Annotated in this window: 16 protein-coding genes; 4 read left to right on the forward strand and 12 right to left on the reverse strand. The window is 57.1% G+C overall.

Annotated elements, in window-relative coordinates:
• Nucleotides 1-13: 13 nt before the first annotated feature.
• Both ispA and xseB read right to left on the reverse strand, forming a co-directional pair.
• Nucleotides 14-913, reverse strand: coding sequence for a (2E,6E)-farnesyl diphosphate synthase (gene ispA / locus B3229_RS07225; RefSeq protein ID WP_033752729.1), 900 nt, complete (start codon nucleotides 911-913; stop codon nucleotides 14-16).
• A complete protein-coding gene (gene xseB, locus B3229_RS07230) occupies nucleotides 913-1,155 on the reverse strand; it encodes an exodeoxyribonuclease VII small subunit (RefSeq protein WP_033752728.1) in 243 nt (80 codons plus the stop codon). Before xseB ends, ispA begins: the two co-directional genes overlap by 1 nt.
• A gap of 231 nt (nucleotides 1,156-1,386) precedes the next feature.
• Here xseB and thiI point away from each other — a divergent pair, with 231 nt between their 5' ends.
• Nucleotides 1,387-2,835: a tRNA uracil 4-sulfurtransferase ThiI gene (gene thiI, locus B3229_RS07235; RefSeq protein WP_286870218.1), complete on the forward strand. Its 1,449-nt coding sequence runs from the start codon at nucleotides 1,387-1,389 to the stop codon at nucleotides 2,833-2,835.
• A gap of 266 nt (nucleotides 2,836-3,101) precedes the next feature.
• On the opposite strand, the gene yajL is transcribed toward thiI, so the two are convergent.
• The gene (yajL, locus tag B3229_RS07240) at nucleotides 3,102-3,698 is read right to left on the reverse strand and encodes a protein deglycase YajL (protein ID WP_048783375.1); all 597 of its coding nucleotides are present in this window, start codon (nucleotides 3,696-3,698) and stop codon (nucleotides 3,102-3,104) included.
• A complete protein-coding gene (gene panE / locus B3229_RS07245; protein ID WP_286870219.1) occupies nucleotides 3,652-4,572 on the reverse strand; it encodes a 2-dehydropantoate 2-reductase in 921 nt (306 codons plus the stop codon). The genes yajL and panE overlap by 47 nt, the downstream gene beginning before the upstream one ends.
• 138 nt (nucleotides 4,573-4,710) lie before the next feature.
• Here panE and B3229_RS07250 point away from each other — a divergent pair, with 138 nt between their 5' ends.
• The gene (locus tag B3229_RS07250) at nucleotides 4,711-5,202 is read left to right on the forward strand and encodes a YajQ family cyclic di-GMP-binding protein (protein WP_033752724.1); all 492 of its coding nucleotides are present in this window, start codon (nucleotides 4,711-4,713) and stop codon (nucleotides 5,200-5,202) included.
• A gap of 154 nt (nucleotides 5,203-5,356) precedes the next feature.
• On the forward strand, nucleotides 5,357-6,382 hold the full coding sequence (gene adhP, locus B3229_RS07255; protein WP_286870220.1) for an alcohol dehydrogenase AdhP: 1,026 nt from the start codon (nucleotides 5,357-5,359) through the stop codon (nucleotides 6,380-6,382).
• A gap of 68 nt (nucleotides 6,383-6,450) precedes the next feature.
• Here the strand turns inward: adhP and B3229_RS07260 are convergent, their stop codons facing one another.
• From B3229_RS07260 to B3229_RS07295, 8 genes are all read right to left on the reverse strand, one after another.
• A complete protein-coding gene (locus B3229_RS07260; protein ID WP_286870221.1) occupies nucleotides 6,451-7,815 on the reverse strand; it encodes an MFS transporter in 1,365 nt (454 codons plus the stop codon).
• Nucleotides 7,816-7,946: 131 nt separating this feature from the next.
• On the reverse strand, nucleotides 7,947-8,834 hold the full coding sequence (cyoE, locus tag B3229_RS07265) for a heme o synthase (protein ID WP_033752721.1): 888 nt from the start codon (nucleotides 8,832-8,834) through the stop codon (nucleotides 7,947-7,949).
• Between the two features lie 11 nt (nucleotides 8,835-8,845).
• Complete coding sequence (locus B3229_RS07270) at nucleotides 8,846-9,175, reverse strand: cytochrome o ubiquinol oxidase subunit IV (RefSeq protein WP_048783368.1); 330 nt, start codon at nucleotides 9,173-9,175, stop codon at nucleotides 8,846-8,848.
• Nucleotides 9,175-9,792, reverse strand: coding sequence for a cytochrome o ubiquinol oxidase subunit III (locus B3229_RS07275; RefSeq protein WP_033752718.1), 618 nt, complete (start codon nucleotides 9,790-9,792; stop codon nucleotides 9,175-9,177). The genes B3229_RS07270 and B3229_RS07275 overlap by 1 nt, the downstream gene beginning before the upstream one ends.
• The gene (cyoB, locus tag B3229_RS07280) at nucleotides 9,792-11,774 is read right to left on the reverse strand and encodes a cytochrome o ubiquinol oxidase subunit I (RefSeq protein WP_048783362.1); all 1,983 of its coding nucleotides are present in this window, start codon (nucleotides 11,772-11,774) and stop codon (nucleotides 9,792-9,794) included. Before cyoB ends, B3229_RS07275 begins: the two co-directional genes overlap by 1 nt.
• Before the next feature lie 4 nt (nucleotides 11,775-11,778).
• Nucleotides 11,779-12,705 (reverse strand): cytochrome o ubiquinol oxidase subunit II, encoded by a 927-nt coding sequence (gene cyoA, locus B3229_RS07285; RefSeq protein ID WP_048783360.1) that lies wholly within the window; start codon nucleotides 12,703-12,705, stop codon nucleotides 11,779-11,781.
• A 449-nt stretch (nucleotides 12,706-13,154) separates the two neighbouring features.
• A complete protein-coding gene (gene ampG, locus B3229_RS07290) occupies nucleotides 13,155-14,636 on the reverse strand; it encodes a muropeptide MFS transporter AmpG (protein ID WP_286870222.1) in 1,482 nt (493 codons plus the stop codon).
• A 51-nt stretch (nucleotides 14,637-14,687) separates the two neighbouring features.
• On the reverse strand, nucleotides 14,688-15,266 hold the full coding sequence (locus B3229_RS07295) for a lipoprotein (RefSeq protein WP_033788805.1): 579 nt from the start codon (nucleotides 15,264-15,266) through the stop codon (nucleotides 14,688-14,690).
• Between the two features lie 279 nt (nucleotides 15,267-15,545).
• Between B3229_RS07295 and bolA the strand changes: the two genes are divergently transcribed.
• Nucleotides 15,546-15,860 (forward strand): transcriptional regulator BolA, encoded by a 315-nt coding sequence (gene bolA / locus B3229_RS07300; protein WP_033752711.1) that lies wholly within the window; start codon nucleotides 15,546-15,548, stop codon nucleotides 15,858-15,860.
• The last annotated feature ends 12 nt before the right edge of the window (nucleotides 15,861-15,872 follow it).

The raw sequence follows: 15,872 nt of genomic DNA on the forward strand, positions 1-15,872 counted from the left end.
CTCATTATGGAAGTTATTTGTCGCGTTCAATTATGAAGCTTGCCAGCGCCTGCAATGCTGTGGTGTCTAACGATTGCGCCGCAAGAATATCCAGCGCGCTCAGCGCTTGCTGGTGAAGCTCCCTGGCTTTCGCTCGGGCATTGTCGAGCCCCAGCAGCGACGGGTAAGTGCTTTTATCCAGATCCTGATCGGCACCCTGTTTTTTGCCGGTGATGGCGCTGTCGCCTACCACATCAAGAATATCGTCTTGTACCTGAAACGCGAGGCCGATGGCGTCGGCGTAGATATCCAGCGCCGGCAGCGCGTCGCGTCCGCGCTCGCCCGCCGCTAACGCGCCCAGGCGCACGGCGGCGCGGATTAGCGCGCCGGTTTTATGGCGATGGATCTGCTCCAGCTGTTCCAGCCCGACCCGCTGGCCTTCCGCCGCCAAATCGAGCGCCTGACCGCCGCACATGCCCGCTACGCCGCTGGCGCGCGCCAGTTCGGCAATCATCGCGATGCGGCTGGCGTCGCTGACGCCCGGCATCGGCTCGTCCGCCAGGATAGAGAACGCCAGCGTTTGCAGCGCATCGCCGGCGAGTATCGCGGTATCTTCGCCATACTTGATATGACAGGTCGGCTGGCCGCGGCGCAACGCATCGTCATCCATCGCTGGCAGGTCGTCATGGATCAGGGAGTAGGCGTGAATGCATTCTACGGCGGCGGCGGGCGCGTCAAGGCTCGTCGGATCCGCATTGAACATTTCGCCGGTGGCGTAGACCAGAAAGGGGCGCAGGCGTTTACCGCCTAATAATGCCCCATAACGCATAGCGTTAACCAGAGGAGAACTCTGAAAGGGAAGCGGCGCTAATAAGCGAGACAGCGCGGCATTGGCCCGCTCCGGATAAAGGCTCAGCAGGTGAATAAAATCCATTACTCTTTTTCCGGGGTGAAGGGGCTGAGATCGGCGTCTTTATCGTCGCTGAGCAGAATGCGTACGCGCTGCTCGGCCTGTTGTAATGTTTGCTGACCGTTGCGCGCCAGCTGTACGCCGCGCTCAAACTCATTCAGGGCCTCTTCCAGCGGCAGCTCGCCGCTCTCGAGCCGGCTGACGATCTGTTCCAGCTGCTGCAAGGAGGTTTCAAAACTAGCGGGCTGTTCGGCTTTTTTCGGCATATTCAGTGTCGACTCACGTGTAAGACTTACTCTCGTAATCGGTCATGGTAGCGGAGAGCGTTTGATTAGCAAAATAATCAATGTGACTGCGGTTGCAGAAGCAGTCATCTGACAAAGGTGATATACTCTCGCGCCTCGGATGCGGCTGCGCCCTTTAGCCCGCAATTTTTGTGATTTTACCAGCTAAGTGCCGCTCGCTCGCACTTATTTGCCCAACGAATTCGTGTCGCCATGAAGTTTATCATCAAGTTATTTCCCGAAATCACCATCAAAAGTCAGTCGGTGCGGTTGCGCTTTATTAAAATTCTCACCAGCAATATTCGCAACGTGCTGAAGACCGTCGGCGACGATATCGCCGTGGTGCGCCACTGGGATCACATCGAAGTCCGGTCGAAAGACGAAGGGCTGCGCGGCGTGATTGTGGATGAGCTCACCCGCATTCCCGGCATTCACCATGTGCTGTCGGTGGAAGACCGCAGCTACACCGACGTGCACGATATTTTCGAGCAGACGCTGGCGCAGTATGGCGAGAGCCTGCGGAACAAAAGCTTCTGCGTGCGCGTTAAGCGCCGCGGTAAACATGAGTTTAGCTCGCAGGACGTAGAGCGCTACGTTGGCGGCGGCCTTAATCAGCATATCGCCAGCGCGAAGGTGCAGCTGAACAAGCCCGACGTCACCGTGCATCTTGAAATCGACGACGATCGGCTGATGCTGATCACCGGCCGCTATGAAGGGCTGGGCGGTTTCCCGATCGGCACGCAGGAAGATGTGCTGTCGCTGATCTCCGGCGGCTTCGACTCCGGCGTCTCCAGCTATATGCTGCTGCGCCGCGGCTGTCGCGTGCACTACTGCTTCTTTAATCTCGGCGGCGCGGCGCACGAAATCGGCGTTCGCCAGGTGGCGCACTATATCTGGAACCGCTTCGGCCGCTCGCACCGCGTGCGCTTTGTGGCGATCAACTTCGAGCCGGTGGTCGGCGAGATTCTGGAAAAAGTGGATGACGGCCAGATGGGCGTAGTGCTGAAGCGCATGATGGTGCGCGCCGCGTCGATGGTCGCAGAGCGCTATGGCGTGCAGGCGCTGGTGACCGGCGAAGCGCTGGGCCAGGTCTCCAGCCAGACGCTGACCAACCTGCGTCTGATCGACAACGCCTCTGATACCCTGATCCTGCGTCCGCTGATCTCGCACGATAAAGAGCACATCATCAAAGTGGCGCGCGAGATCGGTACCGAAGATTTTGCCAGCACCATGCCGGAATATTGCGGCGTCATCTCTAAAAGTCCGACGGTGAAAGCGGTTAAGGCGAAGATTGAAGCGGAAGAGCAGAACTTCGATTTCGCTATTCTGCAGCGCGTAGTGGAAGAGGCGAGCAACGTCGATATCCGCGATATCGCCGAGCAGGCCGAAGAAGACGTTGTGGAAGTGGAAACCGTGGACTCGTTCGGCAGCGACGATGTGGTGCTGGATATTCGCGCCATCGACGAGCAGGAAGATAAGCCGCTGGCGCTGCAGGGCACCGAGGTGAAATCGCTGCCGTTTTATAAGCTCAGCAGCCAGTTCGGCGATCTCGACCAGAGCAAGACCTGGCTGCTCTACTGCGATCGCGGCGTGATGAGCAAGCTGCAGGCGCTCTATCTGCACGAGCAGGGCTTCAAAAACGTGAAGGTCTACCGCCCGTAATGAAACAGGCTGCGCATAGTGCGCAGCCTCAGGCTGCTTGCAACCTGAAATGCGGGTGACATGGGCAGAAGAGCAAAGCGTCCCGCGGCAAGGACAAAAACGCCGGGAGCGTTTTTGAACAACGCAACGCGTTGGCCCGTATACGGGCGCACCTCAGGGATGAGGTGCGTATTCGCGCGGGTCGAGCTGTCAGGGATGACGTTTTTTGCGTCTTTGCGATCGGGCCATGGCACCTGATGCACAGGCTCAGGCTGCGCGCAGCTTTTTTACTCGCTGTAATCGTAGATGCCCGCCGCCAGCACCAGCTGGGACGCCACCTCCGCCGCTTTCTCTTTACCCGCCAGCAAATCGATCAGCTTAAGCGCGAAATCCATCGCCGTGCCCGGCCCCTGGCTGGTCAGCAGATTGACGCGCGGATCCCATACCACGCGTCTTTCCATCCACTTCTCAGCCGGAATCGTCTCTTTTAAACCGGGAAAGCCGGTCATATTGCCCACCGGAAAGAGGTCGTGCGGCACCAGCACCGTGCCGGCCGCCGCGCAGATCGCCGCGACGATGCGGCCGGAGAGATGGAACTGGCGCACCGTTTCCACCAGCAGCGGACTGTCGCGGAAGGTTTCCGCGCCTTTCAGACCGCCCGGCAGCACGATCGCCGCGTAGTCATCATCGGCCACCTCTACCAGCGGCGCATCCGCCAGCAGGCGCACGCCGCGCGAGCAGACGATTTCGCGCGAGCCGTCGCTCTCTACGCTGGCGGTTACGACTTTCAGGCCGCCGCGCACCAGCAAATCAATAGTGGTGACCGCCTCGGTCTCTTCACTGCCATGTGCCAGGCAAACGAGAACTGGCGTGTTCGCGGTCATAATGGGACTCCTTGCGTTTTACGAGCTCATAAAGGCGGGTGTTTTCCGGCACCGCGATGCCCTGCGCGCGCGCGCGTCGCAGCAGAAAGCCGGAGATGTAATCGATTTCAGTCAGACGCTGCGCGCGCACGTCCTGCAGCATTGAAGAGGTATTGGCCGCGGTGGTTTCAATCACGTTGTAGACGATGTCCCGCAGGCTGTCGGCGGTGATGTGCTGGCCCTCGCGCTCCATCACCCAGCTCAGCTCCTGGCAGAGCAGGTCGATCTGATCCGGCCAGGCGCGCAGCGCGCCGTTCTGGCAGTCGTGCTCCACGGTCAGCGGATTGATGACGCAGTTGACCGCCAGCTTGCGCCAGCAGGCGGCGGCGATATTGTCGTGCCAGGCAACGTCCGGCAGCGCCGCGTGCAGGATATCGGCGAGGTCGCTAAAGGCCGCGCTTTTCCGGTTTGCCGGGCCGATATGCGTAATGCCGCTGGCGACATGTTTGATCACCGTGCCGTCGCGCATCGCCGCATGCGTGGTGATGCCGCGTAGCAGCGGCTGGCTCAGGCCTTTCAGCTCTTCCAGCGTGCCCATGCCGTTGTGCAGCAGCAGCACCGGACAATCGTCCGACAGCACGCTCTGCAGGTTGCGCACCGCGGGCGAAACCTGCGGCGCCTTGAGCGTCACCAGCAGCAGCTGGCTGTCCGCCAGAAACAGCGGGTCGTTGGCGATAAAGGTGTTGTTGCTCACCTGGCCCTGGTAATCAATCACGTTGACGGAACAGTAGGGCTGCGGCACGCGCAGCCATCCCTGCACTTCGTGGCCCTGGCGCGCCAGGGCGGCGAGCCAGACCTGGCCAATAGCGCCACAACCCAACACGGTAATCTTCATACTGCCTCCCGTATCCGGGTTTGTCGTTTGTTCTGTTATACACAGCGATAATAAGTATAGCGTTGTGCGCAGCATGATTTTGTTTAGTGCGGCAAGACGCGTATTATGCATGTCACTTTAGCGTCAGGAGAAGAAGAGATGCCATCTTTCGATATCGTTTCAGAAATCGACATGCAGGAAGTCCGCAACGCGGTCGAAAACGCCAACCGTGAATTAACGACCCGCTTCGATTTTCGCAACGTGAGCGCCAGTTTCGAGCTCAACGAAAAGAATGAAACCATCAAAGTGACCAGCGAGTCCGATTTTCAGGTGAAACAGCTGGTGGATATGCTGCGCGAGAAGATGCTCAAGCGCGGCATCGAGGGCGCCGCGCTTGATATCCCTGAGGAGATCGAGCACAGCGGCAAGAGCTGGAGCGTCGATGCCAAAATGAAAAAGGGCATTGAGAGCGAAGTAGCGAAGAAGATCGTGAAGCTGATTAAAGACAGCAAGATCAAGGTGCAGACGCAGATTCAGGGCGAATCGCTGCGCGTTACCGGCAAGTCGCGCGACGATCTGCAGAGCGCGATGGCGCTGGTGCGCGGCGGCAATCTCGGCCAGCCGTTCCAGTTCAAGAACTTCCGCGATTAATCCTCTTAAGGCGTGCGGCAGCTGAACTGCTGCACGCTTTGCTTACCGCCTTTCTCGCCCCGTTTGTTTCCTCTTCCCTCTGCGTTAAATCAATATGCTTACCGGCAAAGGTGTGCAACTCTCTTGATGAAACCCTCAACAGGAGAAAGAAGTCATGAAAATGATGAAAGCTGCCGTGGTTAAGGCGTTTGGTGCACCGCTGGTTATTGAGCAGGTACCCATACCAGAAGTTGGCGCAGGGCAGGTGCTGGTGAAAATTGCGGCGACCGGCGTCTGCCATACCGATCTCCATGCGGCGCAGGGCGACTGGCCCGTCAAACCTGTGCCGCCTTTTATTCCCGGTCATGAAGGGGTCGGCGAGGTGGTGGCGGTAGGGCCTAATGTCACCCACCTTAAGCTGGGCGATCGCGTTGGCGTGCCCTGGCTCTACTCGGCGTGCGGGCACTGCGAGCACTGTCTTGATAGCTGGGAGACGCTCTGCCATGAACAGAAGAATGCGGGCTATTCGGTTAACGGCAGCTTTGCGGAGTATTGCCTGGCCGATGCCAACTATGTCGGCATTTTGCCTGATAACCTCGATTATGCCGAGGTTGCGCCGATCCTTTGCGCCGGCGTAACGGTCTACAAGGGCTTGAAAATGACGGAGGCCCGGCCCGGAAACTGGGTGGTCATTTCCGGTATCGGTGGACTGGGCCATCTGGCTGTCCAGTATGCCGTGGCGATGGGGTTAAACGTCGCCGCGGTAGATGTTGACGATGAGAAGCTGACTTTCGCGCAGCGTCTCGGCGCCAGCTTGGTGGTGAACGCGCGTAAAGACGATCCTGCAGAGGTGTTTCACGCGCAGTTCGGCGGCGCACATGCGGCGCTGGTCACCGCCGTGTCGCCTGCGGCGTTTGAACAGGCCATCGGCACGCTGCGGCGCGGTGGAACCATGGTGCTTAACGGACTGCCGCCGGGCAAGTTCGATCTCTCTATCTTTGATATGGTACTGGACGGTATCACGGTGCGCGGCTCTATTGTTGGCACCCGAAAAGATTTGCAGGAGGCGCTCGATTTTGCCGGACGGCATAAGGTGAAAGCCACCATCGCTGTCGAGCCGCTGAGTAATATCAACGCCATCTTTGATCGTATGCATGCCGGCAAAATTGAGGGGCGGATCGTAGTGGATATGTCACTTTAATATCGAAGTGAATAGCAAAGAACCGGCGCAAAGCCGGTTCTTTTATCTCAGTTCTAAAAAGCCCGCGTTTAGCTGCTTGCCAGCAGCGCCTCCAGCTCGGGGCGGCTGGTGACCTTGCTGTCGATCTTGATATAGGCGCTTTTCTCTTCCGGCACGATCAGCACTGCAGATACGCCCGGCTGGGCTTTCAGACGCTGTTCCAGATTCGGCACAGCCAGCGCGTTATCGCTCAGCACGATACGCAGGCTGCTGACGTAGGGCGGCTCCTGCATGGTCATGGCGACGAACAGCCAGACCGCCGCCACGATGGCGCCCACCAGAAACACCGTCTGCGCGTCGAAATGGCCGAATACCCAGCCGCCGAGGCTGCCGCCAATCGCCACGCCGATAAACTGGCTGGTGGAGTAGAGCCCCATCGCCGTGCCTTTATAGCCGGCCGGCGACTCTTTGCTCACCAGCGACGGCAGAATCGCCTCCATCAGGTTAAAGGCGAAGAAAAAGAGCTGCACGCCGATAACCAGCGTCCAGAAATGGCCCGCCGCGCCCCACAGCACGATCTCCGCGATAACGATCAGGCCGACGCAGGCGACGAACACGCGCTTCATGCGGCGCTTTACCTCGGCGTAGATAATAAAGGGCACTACGCCGACAAAGGCGATCAGCATCGTTACCAGATAGATTTTCCAGTGCTCGGCAGCGGGCAGGCCCGCCTGCTCGAACTGGCCGGGCAGGGCGACGAAGCTGGACATCAGCAAAATATGCAGACAGAGAATGCCGACGTTAAGTTTGATCAGGCGCGAATTGCCGAGCACCTTGCGGAAGCTGCCTTTCACCATGCCCGATTCGCGGTTCAGCACATGGCCGGGCGCGCTCGGCACCACCAGCAGGGTAATCACGATACCCAGCGAGGCGAGAATGGCGATCATCCAGAACAGCGCGTGCAGGCCGAGCGCGTGGGTGACGATGGGCCCGACCACCATCGCGATAGCGAAGGTGACGCCGAAGCTGATGCCGATAAAGGCCATCGCCTTGGTGCGGTTCTGTTCGCGGGTTAAATCAGAGAGCAGCGCCATCACGGCGGCGGCGATCGCGCCGGAGCCCTGCAGCGCGCGGCCGAGAATGATGCCCCAGATAGAGGTGGTGGTCGCAGCGATAATACTGCCGAGAACGAACAGCAGCAGGCCGCCGACGATCAGCGGCTTACGGCCGATGCGGTCAGACATCAGGCCAAAGGGAATTTGAAAGACCGCCTGCGCCAGACCGTAGATGCCGATGGCCAGGCCGATAAGCGTTTCACTTGCACCCTGAAGAGCCATGCCGTAAGTGGTTAATACCGGCAGGACCATAAACATGCCCAGCATACGCAGGGAAAATACCGTGCCCAAACCCCATGTGGCGCGGAGCTCCACCGGCGTCATTTTATTATCGTTCATTCCAACCTCTGTAAGTTTGCCGTATCTATTTTAGGGAGCAGGGTAGGGCGGGTAAAATAATAGTGTTTAAGAAGTGGTAACAAAAAGAAAGGGCGCGAAATCGCGCCCTTAGCATGCATGGCAGTGCGGCATTACCACACGTAGGTCAGCAGATCTTTTGACGCCGGAGCCATAAAGTCCACCGACATCATCACGCTCAGCGCGGTGATAGCCACGATAGAGAAGACGAACAGCTTACGCGCCCAGACACGATCGTTCGAGGTTTTGTAACCTGATAACGCCATTCCCAGCCACCATACGCTGACGGCCGCCGCGACCACCAGGTATTTATAGCCCGCATAGCCGCCCAGCGACAGCATCAGCGTGGCGATCATAAACGCCAGAATGTAGAGCGTAATATGATTTTTCGCCACGGAAATGCCTTTCACCACCGGCAGAACCGGGATGTTCGCTGCCTGGTAATCTTTAAAGCGGAAGATGGCAATCGCATAGGAGTGCGGCATCTGCCAGAGGCTAAAGATCGCCAGCAGGATCAGCGCGCCGGCATCAAACTGGTTGGTGACGGCGCAGTAGCCGATCACCGGCGGCGCGGCGCCAGACAGGCTGCCAATCAGCGTCCCGTATACCGAGTGACGCTTCATGTAGAGACTGTAAACGCCGACGTAAACCACGAAGCCCATGACCGCCAGCCACATGGCCAGCGGATTGGCACCAAAGTAGAGCAACGCAAAGCCAGCAATACCTAGCGCGGTAGCATAAATCAGGCTTACTTTCGCGGAGATGAGGCCTTTAACCAGCACTCGATTCCGGGTTCTCTCCATCTTCACGTCGATATCGCGGTCGATCACGTTGTTGAAAACACAACCTGAGGCGACAACCAGCGACACGCCGATCAGCGAGGCGAGAAACAGGGCGTAATCAATGCTGCCTTTCGAAGCCAGCAGAAATCCGCCGATCACAGAAATTAAATTCCCGAAAATAATTCCTGGTTTTGTTACTTGCAGGTATTGCTTAATCATTACGCGACTCTTTAGTGAACCATCATGTTGTAGTTGAGGTTCCACATAATCCACAGCGAGCCAACTACGACGATCAGAATAATGATCGCCGAGAAGACGATGGCTACCATGTTCCAGCCGCCTTCGGACTTGGTGTCCAGATGCAGGAAGTAGATCAGGTGAACAACGACCTGGATGACTGCGCAGGCAACCACGACGCCCAGGGTCATACCTTGAGATGACCCACCGCTCATTACCATCCAGAACGGAATACCGGTCAGGATGACAGAGAGGATGAAGCCGATCATGTAGGACTTCACGCTGCTGTGCGGAACGACGTTTCCGTTAGCTGAATGACTCATTACATGACTCCCATCAGATAGACAATGGTAAATACGCAGATCCAGACCACATCCAGGAAGTGCCAGAACAGGCTCAGGCACAGGATGCGGGTATGGTTAGTCGACGTCAGCCCACGTTTGGCAATCTGGAACATCAGCACCAGCATCCAGATCAGGCCGCAGGTAACGTGCAGACCGTGGGTGCCTACCAGGGTAAAGAAGCCTGACAGGAAGCCGCTGCGATTCGGGCCGAAGCCTTCTTCGATCAGATGATGGAACTCATAGATCTCCATGCAGATAAAGCCAAGACCAAACAGGAAAGTCAGCGCCAGCCAGCTAAGGACCGAGCTCTTCTTGTCGTGGTTCATGGCGATAACCGCCATACCGTAGGTGATGGAGCTCAACAGCAGCAGCGCTGTTTCGCCCAGAACGAACGGCAGTTCGAAGATGTCTTTGCCTGCCGGGCCACCGGCAGTGCTGTTGACCATAACTGCATAGGTCGCAAACAGGGTTGCGAAGATAATGCAGTCACTCATCAGGTAGATCCAGAAGCCAAAGACTTTATTGGCTCCCGCATCGTGATGCCCATGCTCCGCATGGGCGTCGTGGTGGTGTTTTGTCAGAGTTTCAGTTGACATTATTTCAGACCCGCTTTGCTGATGTCGTCAAAGTGCTGCTTCTCGATCTTCTCGATCTCGACAACCGGAACGTAGTAGTCCACGTCTTCGTCGAAGCTCTTCACAATCCAGGTCACGATCATGCCCAGGAAGGAGAGGCCAGCCAGCCACCAGATATGCCAGATTGCGGCAAAACCGAATACCGTTGCGAAGGCAGCGATGACGATAGCCGCGCCGCTGTTCTTCGGCATATGAATCTCTTCATATTTCGCCGGCTGCTTGTACGCTTCGCCTTTCTCTTTCATTTCCCAGAACGCGTCGCGCTCGTGGATATGCGGGATAGTGGCAAAGTTGTAGAACGGCGGCGGTGAAGAGGTTGCCCACTCCAGCGTACGACCGCCCCATGGGTCACCGGTCAGATCGCGGTTCTGATGACGGTCACGTACAGAGACGTAGAACATGGTCAGCTGGCAAATGATACCGCAAGCGATCAGGCCTGCACCGACGGCCGCAATAACCAGCAGAGAGTGGAACTGCGGATCGATATCCTGGCTCAGACGACGCGTCATACCCATGAAGCCCAGAACGTAGAGCGGCATAAAGGCAACGAAGAAGCCGATGATCCAGAACCAGAAGGCGCGTTTGCCCCAGGTTTCGTTCAGGGTAAAGCCGAAGGCTTTCGGGAACCAGTAGGTCACGCCAGCCATACAGCCGAATACCACGCCGCCGATGATGACGTTATGGAAGTGCGCAATCAGGAACAGGCTGTTGTGCAGCACGAAGTCCGCACCCGGCACCGCCAGCAGAACGCCGGTCATACCACCTACAGAGAAGGTGACCAGGAAGCCTACGGTCCACAGCATGGCAGAGTGCATCACGATGCGGCCCTGGTACATGGTGAACAGCCAGTTGAAGATTTTCACGCCGGTCGGAATCGCGATGATCATCGTCATGATGCCGAAGAAGGCGTTAACGTTCGCGCCCGCACCCATGGTGAAGAAGTGGTGCAGCCAGACGATGAACGACAGCACGGTAATGGCGATGGTCGCCCACACCAGCGAGGTGTAGCCAAACAGACGTTTTTTCGAGAAGGTCGCAGTGACTTCAGAGAAGACGCCGAACACCGGCAGAACCAGGATATAGACTTCCGGATGACCCCAAACCCAGATCAGGTTGACGTACATCATCATGTTACCGCCCATATCATTGGTAAAGAAATGGAAGCCAAGGTAACGATCAAGCGTCAACAGCGCCAGGGTCACGGTCAGAACCGGGAACGCGGCGATAATCAGGACGTTGGTGCAAAGAGAAGCCCAGGTAAATACCGGCATTTTGAACAGGTCCATACCCGGCGCACGCATCTTCAGAATGGTCACGAAGAAGTTGATACCGGTCAGCGTGGTCCCGATACCGGAAAGCTGGAGACTCCAGATCCAGTAATCGACCCCGACGCCAGGACTGTACTCCGCGCCCGACAGCGGCGGATAGGCCAGCCAGCCGGTCTGTGCGAACTCGCCCACGCCCAGCGACAGGTTAACCAGGATCACACCGACCGCGGTAAACCAGAAGCTCAGGTTGTTCAGGAACGGGAAGGCAACGTCGCGCGCGCCGATTTGCAGCGGCACCGCGATGTTCATCAGACCCACGACGAAAGGCATCGCCACGAAGAAGATCATAATCACGCCGTGCGCGGTAAAGATCTGGTCGTAGTGATGCGGCGGGAGTATGCCGGCTTCCCCGGCGGAAGCCATTACCTGCTGGGTACGCATCATGATGGCATCGGCGAAGCCGCGCAGCAGCATGACGAACGCCATGATGATGTACATGATACCCAGTTTTTTATGGTCGACGGAGGTGAGCCATTCAGACCACAGGTACTGCCATTTACCAAAGTAGGTTAGGGCAGCGATGATTGCCAGACCACCAATGATGATCCCGGCAACCGTAACCATGATAATCGGCTCATGGTACGGCACTGCATCCAGTGTTAATTTTCCGAACATCGTATTATTCCTCGGCTCCCGCGGAAGCGGTGTGACTCATGTCCATGCCTTCGTGCTGAGACATGTCCATCTTCCCGTGGCTGGTCATGAACTTAGCGATGACTTGCTTGAACAGTTCAGGATTCGCTGAAGAGAAATATTCCACCGGATGATTTTCGCTTGGCACTGCGACTTTCTCGAAATCTTCCATAGTGGTCAGCGTGTTAGGCGCCGCTTTAACTTTGGCGACCCACTGCTGGAACTCCGCATCGTCCTTGGTTGCAATGGCTTTGAACTTCATACCAGAGAAACCTCGACCACTGAAGTTCGAGGAAATACCGTCGAACGTTCCTGGCTCATTGGCGATCAGGTGCAGTTTGGTCTGCATGCCCGCCATGGCGTAGATCTGGCTGCCGAGCGTCGGAATAAAGAAGGAGTTCATAACGGAGTTAGAGGTAATTTTGAAGCTCACCGGCGTGTTAGCCGGGAAAGCGATCTGGTTAACGGTGGCAATACCCTGTTCCGGGTAGATGAACAACCATTTCCAGTCCAGCGCCACCACTTGGATCTCAACCGGCTTCACGTCAGAGGCCAGCGGTTTGCTCGGCTCCAGCGCGTGGGTTGATTTCCAGGTCAGCACGCCGAGGAAGAGAATGATCAGGATCGGAATGGTCCAGACCACGGCTTCGACTTTGTTAGAGTGCGACCAGTTGGGGCTGTACTTCGCTTCAGTGTTGGATGCACGATATTTCCATGCAAACACCACCGCCATCAAGATTGCCGGAATAACGACGATCATCATTAAGCCGAAGGCTGTCAGAATCAACGAACGTTGCTCAAGTGCAATCTGTCCCTTGGGATTTAACAACGCATTATCGCAGCCACTCATTAACAAAGTGCCTGCGATTAATGACAAAATCCCCAAACTTTTATTGTATTTCCTGAGTCTCATTTAACGACCTCAATGACAAAGGGCTTATTGTCGTTTAAGTGTGCGCGCATTTTACGGGAAGGTTTATGCAGTGTAAACCAGCATAAGGATGTGTCAGCAGCGTGTTGACACCTTTTGCTAAGGGTGTCACAGATGTTGCCTGGGGTGATAAATTATTAACTGCGACAAGCAGTTGGCACTAATATAACAAAAACCGATGAAAGTATTCTTAAAGAAATCAGGGAAAGAATAAACCTTACTTTTGATACTCAATTCTTTAACAAATCTGCATCATTTGAGTGATGAAATTTATACAATATAATTGCGCACCGGTTTTTAATATATTCGCTGAAGGCAGAAGCAGGATCTTAATATTTCCAGGAAAATAACACTGGATGACAAAGTTTAACTTTTACCGCCCGTCAGGGCGGCCTGATCCATTTTCGTCGTGAAATAATACCTGTTGTTAATTAATGCAGCTGCGCCGCGCTTTTCCGCTGCGCGATGTAGTCAAGCGTCACGCCGCCGCATACCGCCAGCGCCAGCAGCGCCATACCGGCTTCGAACAGCGCGCCCGGCACGTTTTCCAGCCGCCATAGCCCCAGCGCCTGACACGCCAGCGTCGTCAGCCAGAGCGCGATAACAGCGCAGCCGATGCAGAACAGACGCGTGGTCCAGCGGTAGCCGGCGGCAAAACGCGTGCGCATTAAGAAGCACTCGCTGTTTTGCGCTTCGTTCAGCGTGTCGCGACAGAGCAGCAGCAGCAGCAGACCGGGCAGCGCCGCCAGCACGGTGAAAGCGTAAAAGGTAGGCCAGCCCCAGAGCTCTACCAGCCAGCCGGCCGCCGGGCCGACATAGACGCGGCCAACCGCCGAGAGCGCTGAGAGCAGAGCGAACTGCGTGGCGGAGAATGACTTGTTGCACAGGGTCATCAGCAGCGCAACAAATGCCGCCGTGCCCATGCCGCCGCACAGATTCTCCACGAAGACCGCGCTGGCCATGCTCCATAAATGCGGCGGCGTCACCGCCAGCAGCCAGTAGGCGAAATTCGAGACCGCCTGCAGCACGCCGAAAATCATCAGGGCGCGGAACAGGCTCAGGCGCTGCATCAGCACGCCGCCGTAGAGAGCACCGATAATGGTCGCCAGCAGGCCGAGCGTTTTGTTCACCAGCCCGACGTCGCCGGCGTTAAAGCCGACGCCGCGGATCAGAAAAGTGGTGGTCAGCGAGGCGGCGAAGGCGTCGCCCAGCTTATAGAGCACGATAAGGGTGATCAGCAGCCAGGCGTTGTTGCGCTGAAAAAAGTCCTTCAGCGGCAGTGACACCGCCTCGCGCAGCGAATGCGGCGTGGTGGCGCGCGTATCGGGCTCTTTCGCCATCAGGGTGGCGATAAGCGCGGGCACCATCAGCAGCGCCATCAGCCAGTAGGTCGCCTGCCAGCCGAGATAGCGATCCGCCAGCCAGAGCGCGAGCCCGCCGGAGACCAGCATCGCCAGTCGGTAGCCGAGCACGGTGATGGCGGCGCCGCTGCCGCGCTCTTCCGGCGGCAGCACGTCGGTTTTCCACGCGTCGAAGACGATATCCTGCGAAGCGGAGCAGAAGGCGACCAGCACCGCCAGCGCGGCGAGCAGCGTCAGGTCGCGTCCGGGCTGCATAAAGCCCATGGCGATAATCCCGGCGATCAGCGCCAGCTGCGTCAGCAGCAGCCAGCCGCGGCGACGGCCGAGAAACGGCGGCGTAAAGCGGTCCATCACCGGCGACCAGAGAAATTTAAAGACGTACGCCTGGCCGACCAGCGAAAAAAAGCCGATGGTCTTGAGATCGACATTTTCCACCGTCATCCACGCCTGTAGCGTGCCGGCGGTCAGCGCCAGCGGCAGGCCTGAAGCAAAGCCAAGCAGCAGTAAAACGGCGGCGTTTCGTTGAGTGAAGATGCGAAGATAGTGATTCATGCTGACCCTGAAGCGATGCCCGGCGGTGCGCCGGGCATAGAGTGCGGCGAATTAGTGCGCGTTCTGCTTGATAAAGTTGTTGATGCTGGTGTCCTGCGCCATATCGGCGATCACGTCACCCAGCGTCGAGTTCACTGCTTTAGTGATCTTGTCGTTGGTCGCGCTGAAGGCGCCTTCTACGCTATAGGTCTGGCGATAGTTCTTCACCTGCTTGTTGCCGTTCTTAGCGGTGGCGATAATCGAGATATCCGCTTTGGTGGTGATGCTATAGCGTACGTTGCCCTGGGTTACATCCGCATAGAGGTTATTCACCACGATCTGCAGATCGACGGCGCCTTCCGGCCCAATCATATAGCCGCGCGCGGTCATCTGTTTCTCCAGTACTTCCTGCAGCAGGAAGCGCAGATCGCGAGACGGCGTCAGGGTAACCAGCTGGCCGTCGCGATTGACTTTCGCCAGCGCCTGGTCGCTGCGCTGATCGGCGCCGTTGATGCTGACAGTTACGCCCATCAGACTCGGATCCTGCTGCGGCAGCTCGATTTTCGGCTGAATGGTCAACGTATTGCTGTTAGTGGCGCAGCCGGCCAAAATGAAGGCGGCCAGCAGGGGAAATAACAGTTTTTTCAACATACTTATTCTCGTTAATGTTGTGGGTTGGTTTGCAAAAACTGCGGTCATCATAGCATTGCGCGGCAGTGAAAAAAGCCCTTGCGAAGGGGAAATTCGCGGTAACCGCCTTTTTTATACGCTAAGAAAAATCCGGGCATTGACCCACAGTCGCGCTGCGCTATCATGCCGGTCGGTTTAGACGGCGGCGGAAATATTTTCACACATTTGTACGGATGCGTCTGAAAACCTACTAATATTTAACCAGATGGGGCACAGCGCTCGCCATTGAGGAAAGAGACAATGATTCGCGAACAGATCGAAGAGAAGCTGCGCCTGGCTTTTGAGCCGGCTCATCTGGAAGTGCATGACGAAAGCTATCGTCACAATGTCCCGGCGGGTTCCGAAAGCCACTTCAAGGTGGTTATCGTTAGCGACGTATTCGCAGGTCAGCGCTTTCTGGCGCGCCACCGGGCGATTTACGGCGAACTCGCCGCCGAGCTGGCAGGCAGCGTTCACGCGCTGGCGCTGCATACCTATACCCTGAAAGAGTGGGAAGGATTGCAGGATACCGTGCTCGCCTCGCCAAACTGCCGCGGTGCCGGCACCCTCGCCTGATCGCCTCCCGCT

It is taken from the genome of Pantoea sp. UBA5035 (genome assembly GCF_002415245.1).
Classification (GTDB): domain Bacteria; phylum Pseudomonadota; class Gammaproteobacteria; order Enterobacterales; family Enterobacteriaceae; genus Pantoea; species Pantoea septica.

What these genes read in the sequence shown, in the direction of transcription:
- bolA (WP_033752711.1), top strand. Translation starts at nt 15,546, where the DNA reads ATGATTCGCGAACAGATCGAAGAGAAGCTGCGCCTGGCTTTTGAGCCG.
- ampG (WP_286870222.1), bottom strand. Translation starts at nt 14,636, where the DNA reads ATGAATCACTATCTTCGCATCTTCACTCAACGAAACGCCGCCGTTTTA.
- thiI (WP_286870218.1), top strand. Translation starts at nt 1,387, where the DNA reads ATGAAGTTTATCATCAAGTTATTTCCCGAAATCACCATCAAAAGTCAG.
- B3229_RS07295 (WP_033788805.1), bottom strand. Translation starts at nt 15,266, where the DNA reads ATGTTGAAAAAACTGTTATTTCCCCTGCTGGCCGCCTTCATTTTGGCC.
- yajL (WP_048783375.1), bottom strand. Translation starts at nt 3,698, where the DNA reads ATGACCGCGAACACGCCAGTTCTCGTTTGCCTGGCACATGGCAGTGAA.
- B3229_RS07275 (WP_033752718.1), bottom strand. Translation starts at nt 9,792, where the DNA reads ATGTCAACTGAAACTCTGACAAAACACCACCACGACGCCCATGCGGAG.
- B3229_RS07260 (WP_286870221.1), bottom strand. Translation starts at nt 7,815, where the DNA reads ATGAACGATAATAAAATGACGCCGGTGGAGCTCCGCGCCACATGGGGT.
- cyoB (WP_048783362.1), bottom strand. Translation starts at nt 11,774, where the DNA reads ATGTTCGGAAAATTAACACTGGATGCAGTGCCGTACCATGAGCCGATT.
- panE (WP_286870219.1), bottom strand. Translation starts at nt 4,572, where the DNA reads ATGAAGATTACCGTGTTGGGTTGTGGCGCTATTGGCCAGGTCTGGCTC.
- cyoA (WP_048783360.1), bottom strand. Translation starts at nt 12,705, where the DNA reads ATGAGACTCAGGAAATACAATAAAAGTTTGGGGATTTTGTCATTAATC.
- cyoE (WP_033752721.1), bottom strand. Translation starts at nt 8,834, where the DNA reads ATGATTAAGCAATACCTGCAAGTAACAAAACCAGGAATTATTTTCGGG.
- adhP (WP_286870220.1), top strand. Translation starts at nt 5,357, where the DNA reads ATGAAAATGATGAAAGCTGCCGTGGTTAAGGCGTTTGGTGCACCGCTG.
- B3229_RS07250 (WP_033752724.1), top strand. Translation starts at nt 4,711, where the DNA reads ATGCCATCTTTCGATATCGTTTCAGAAATCGACATGCAGGAAGTCCGC.
- B3229_RS07270 (WP_048783368.1), bottom strand. Translation starts at nt 9,175, where the DNA reads ATGAGTCATTCAGCTAACGGAAACGTCGTTCCGCACAGCAGCGTGAAG.
- xseB (WP_033752728.1), bottom strand. Translation starts at nt 1,155, where the DNA reads ATGCCGAAAAAAGCCGAACAGCCCGCTAGTTTTGAAACCTCCTTGCAG.
- ispA (WP_033752729.1), bottom strand. Translation starts at nt 913, where the DNA reads ATGGATTTTATTCACCTGCTGAGCCTTTATCCGGAGCGGGCCAATGCC.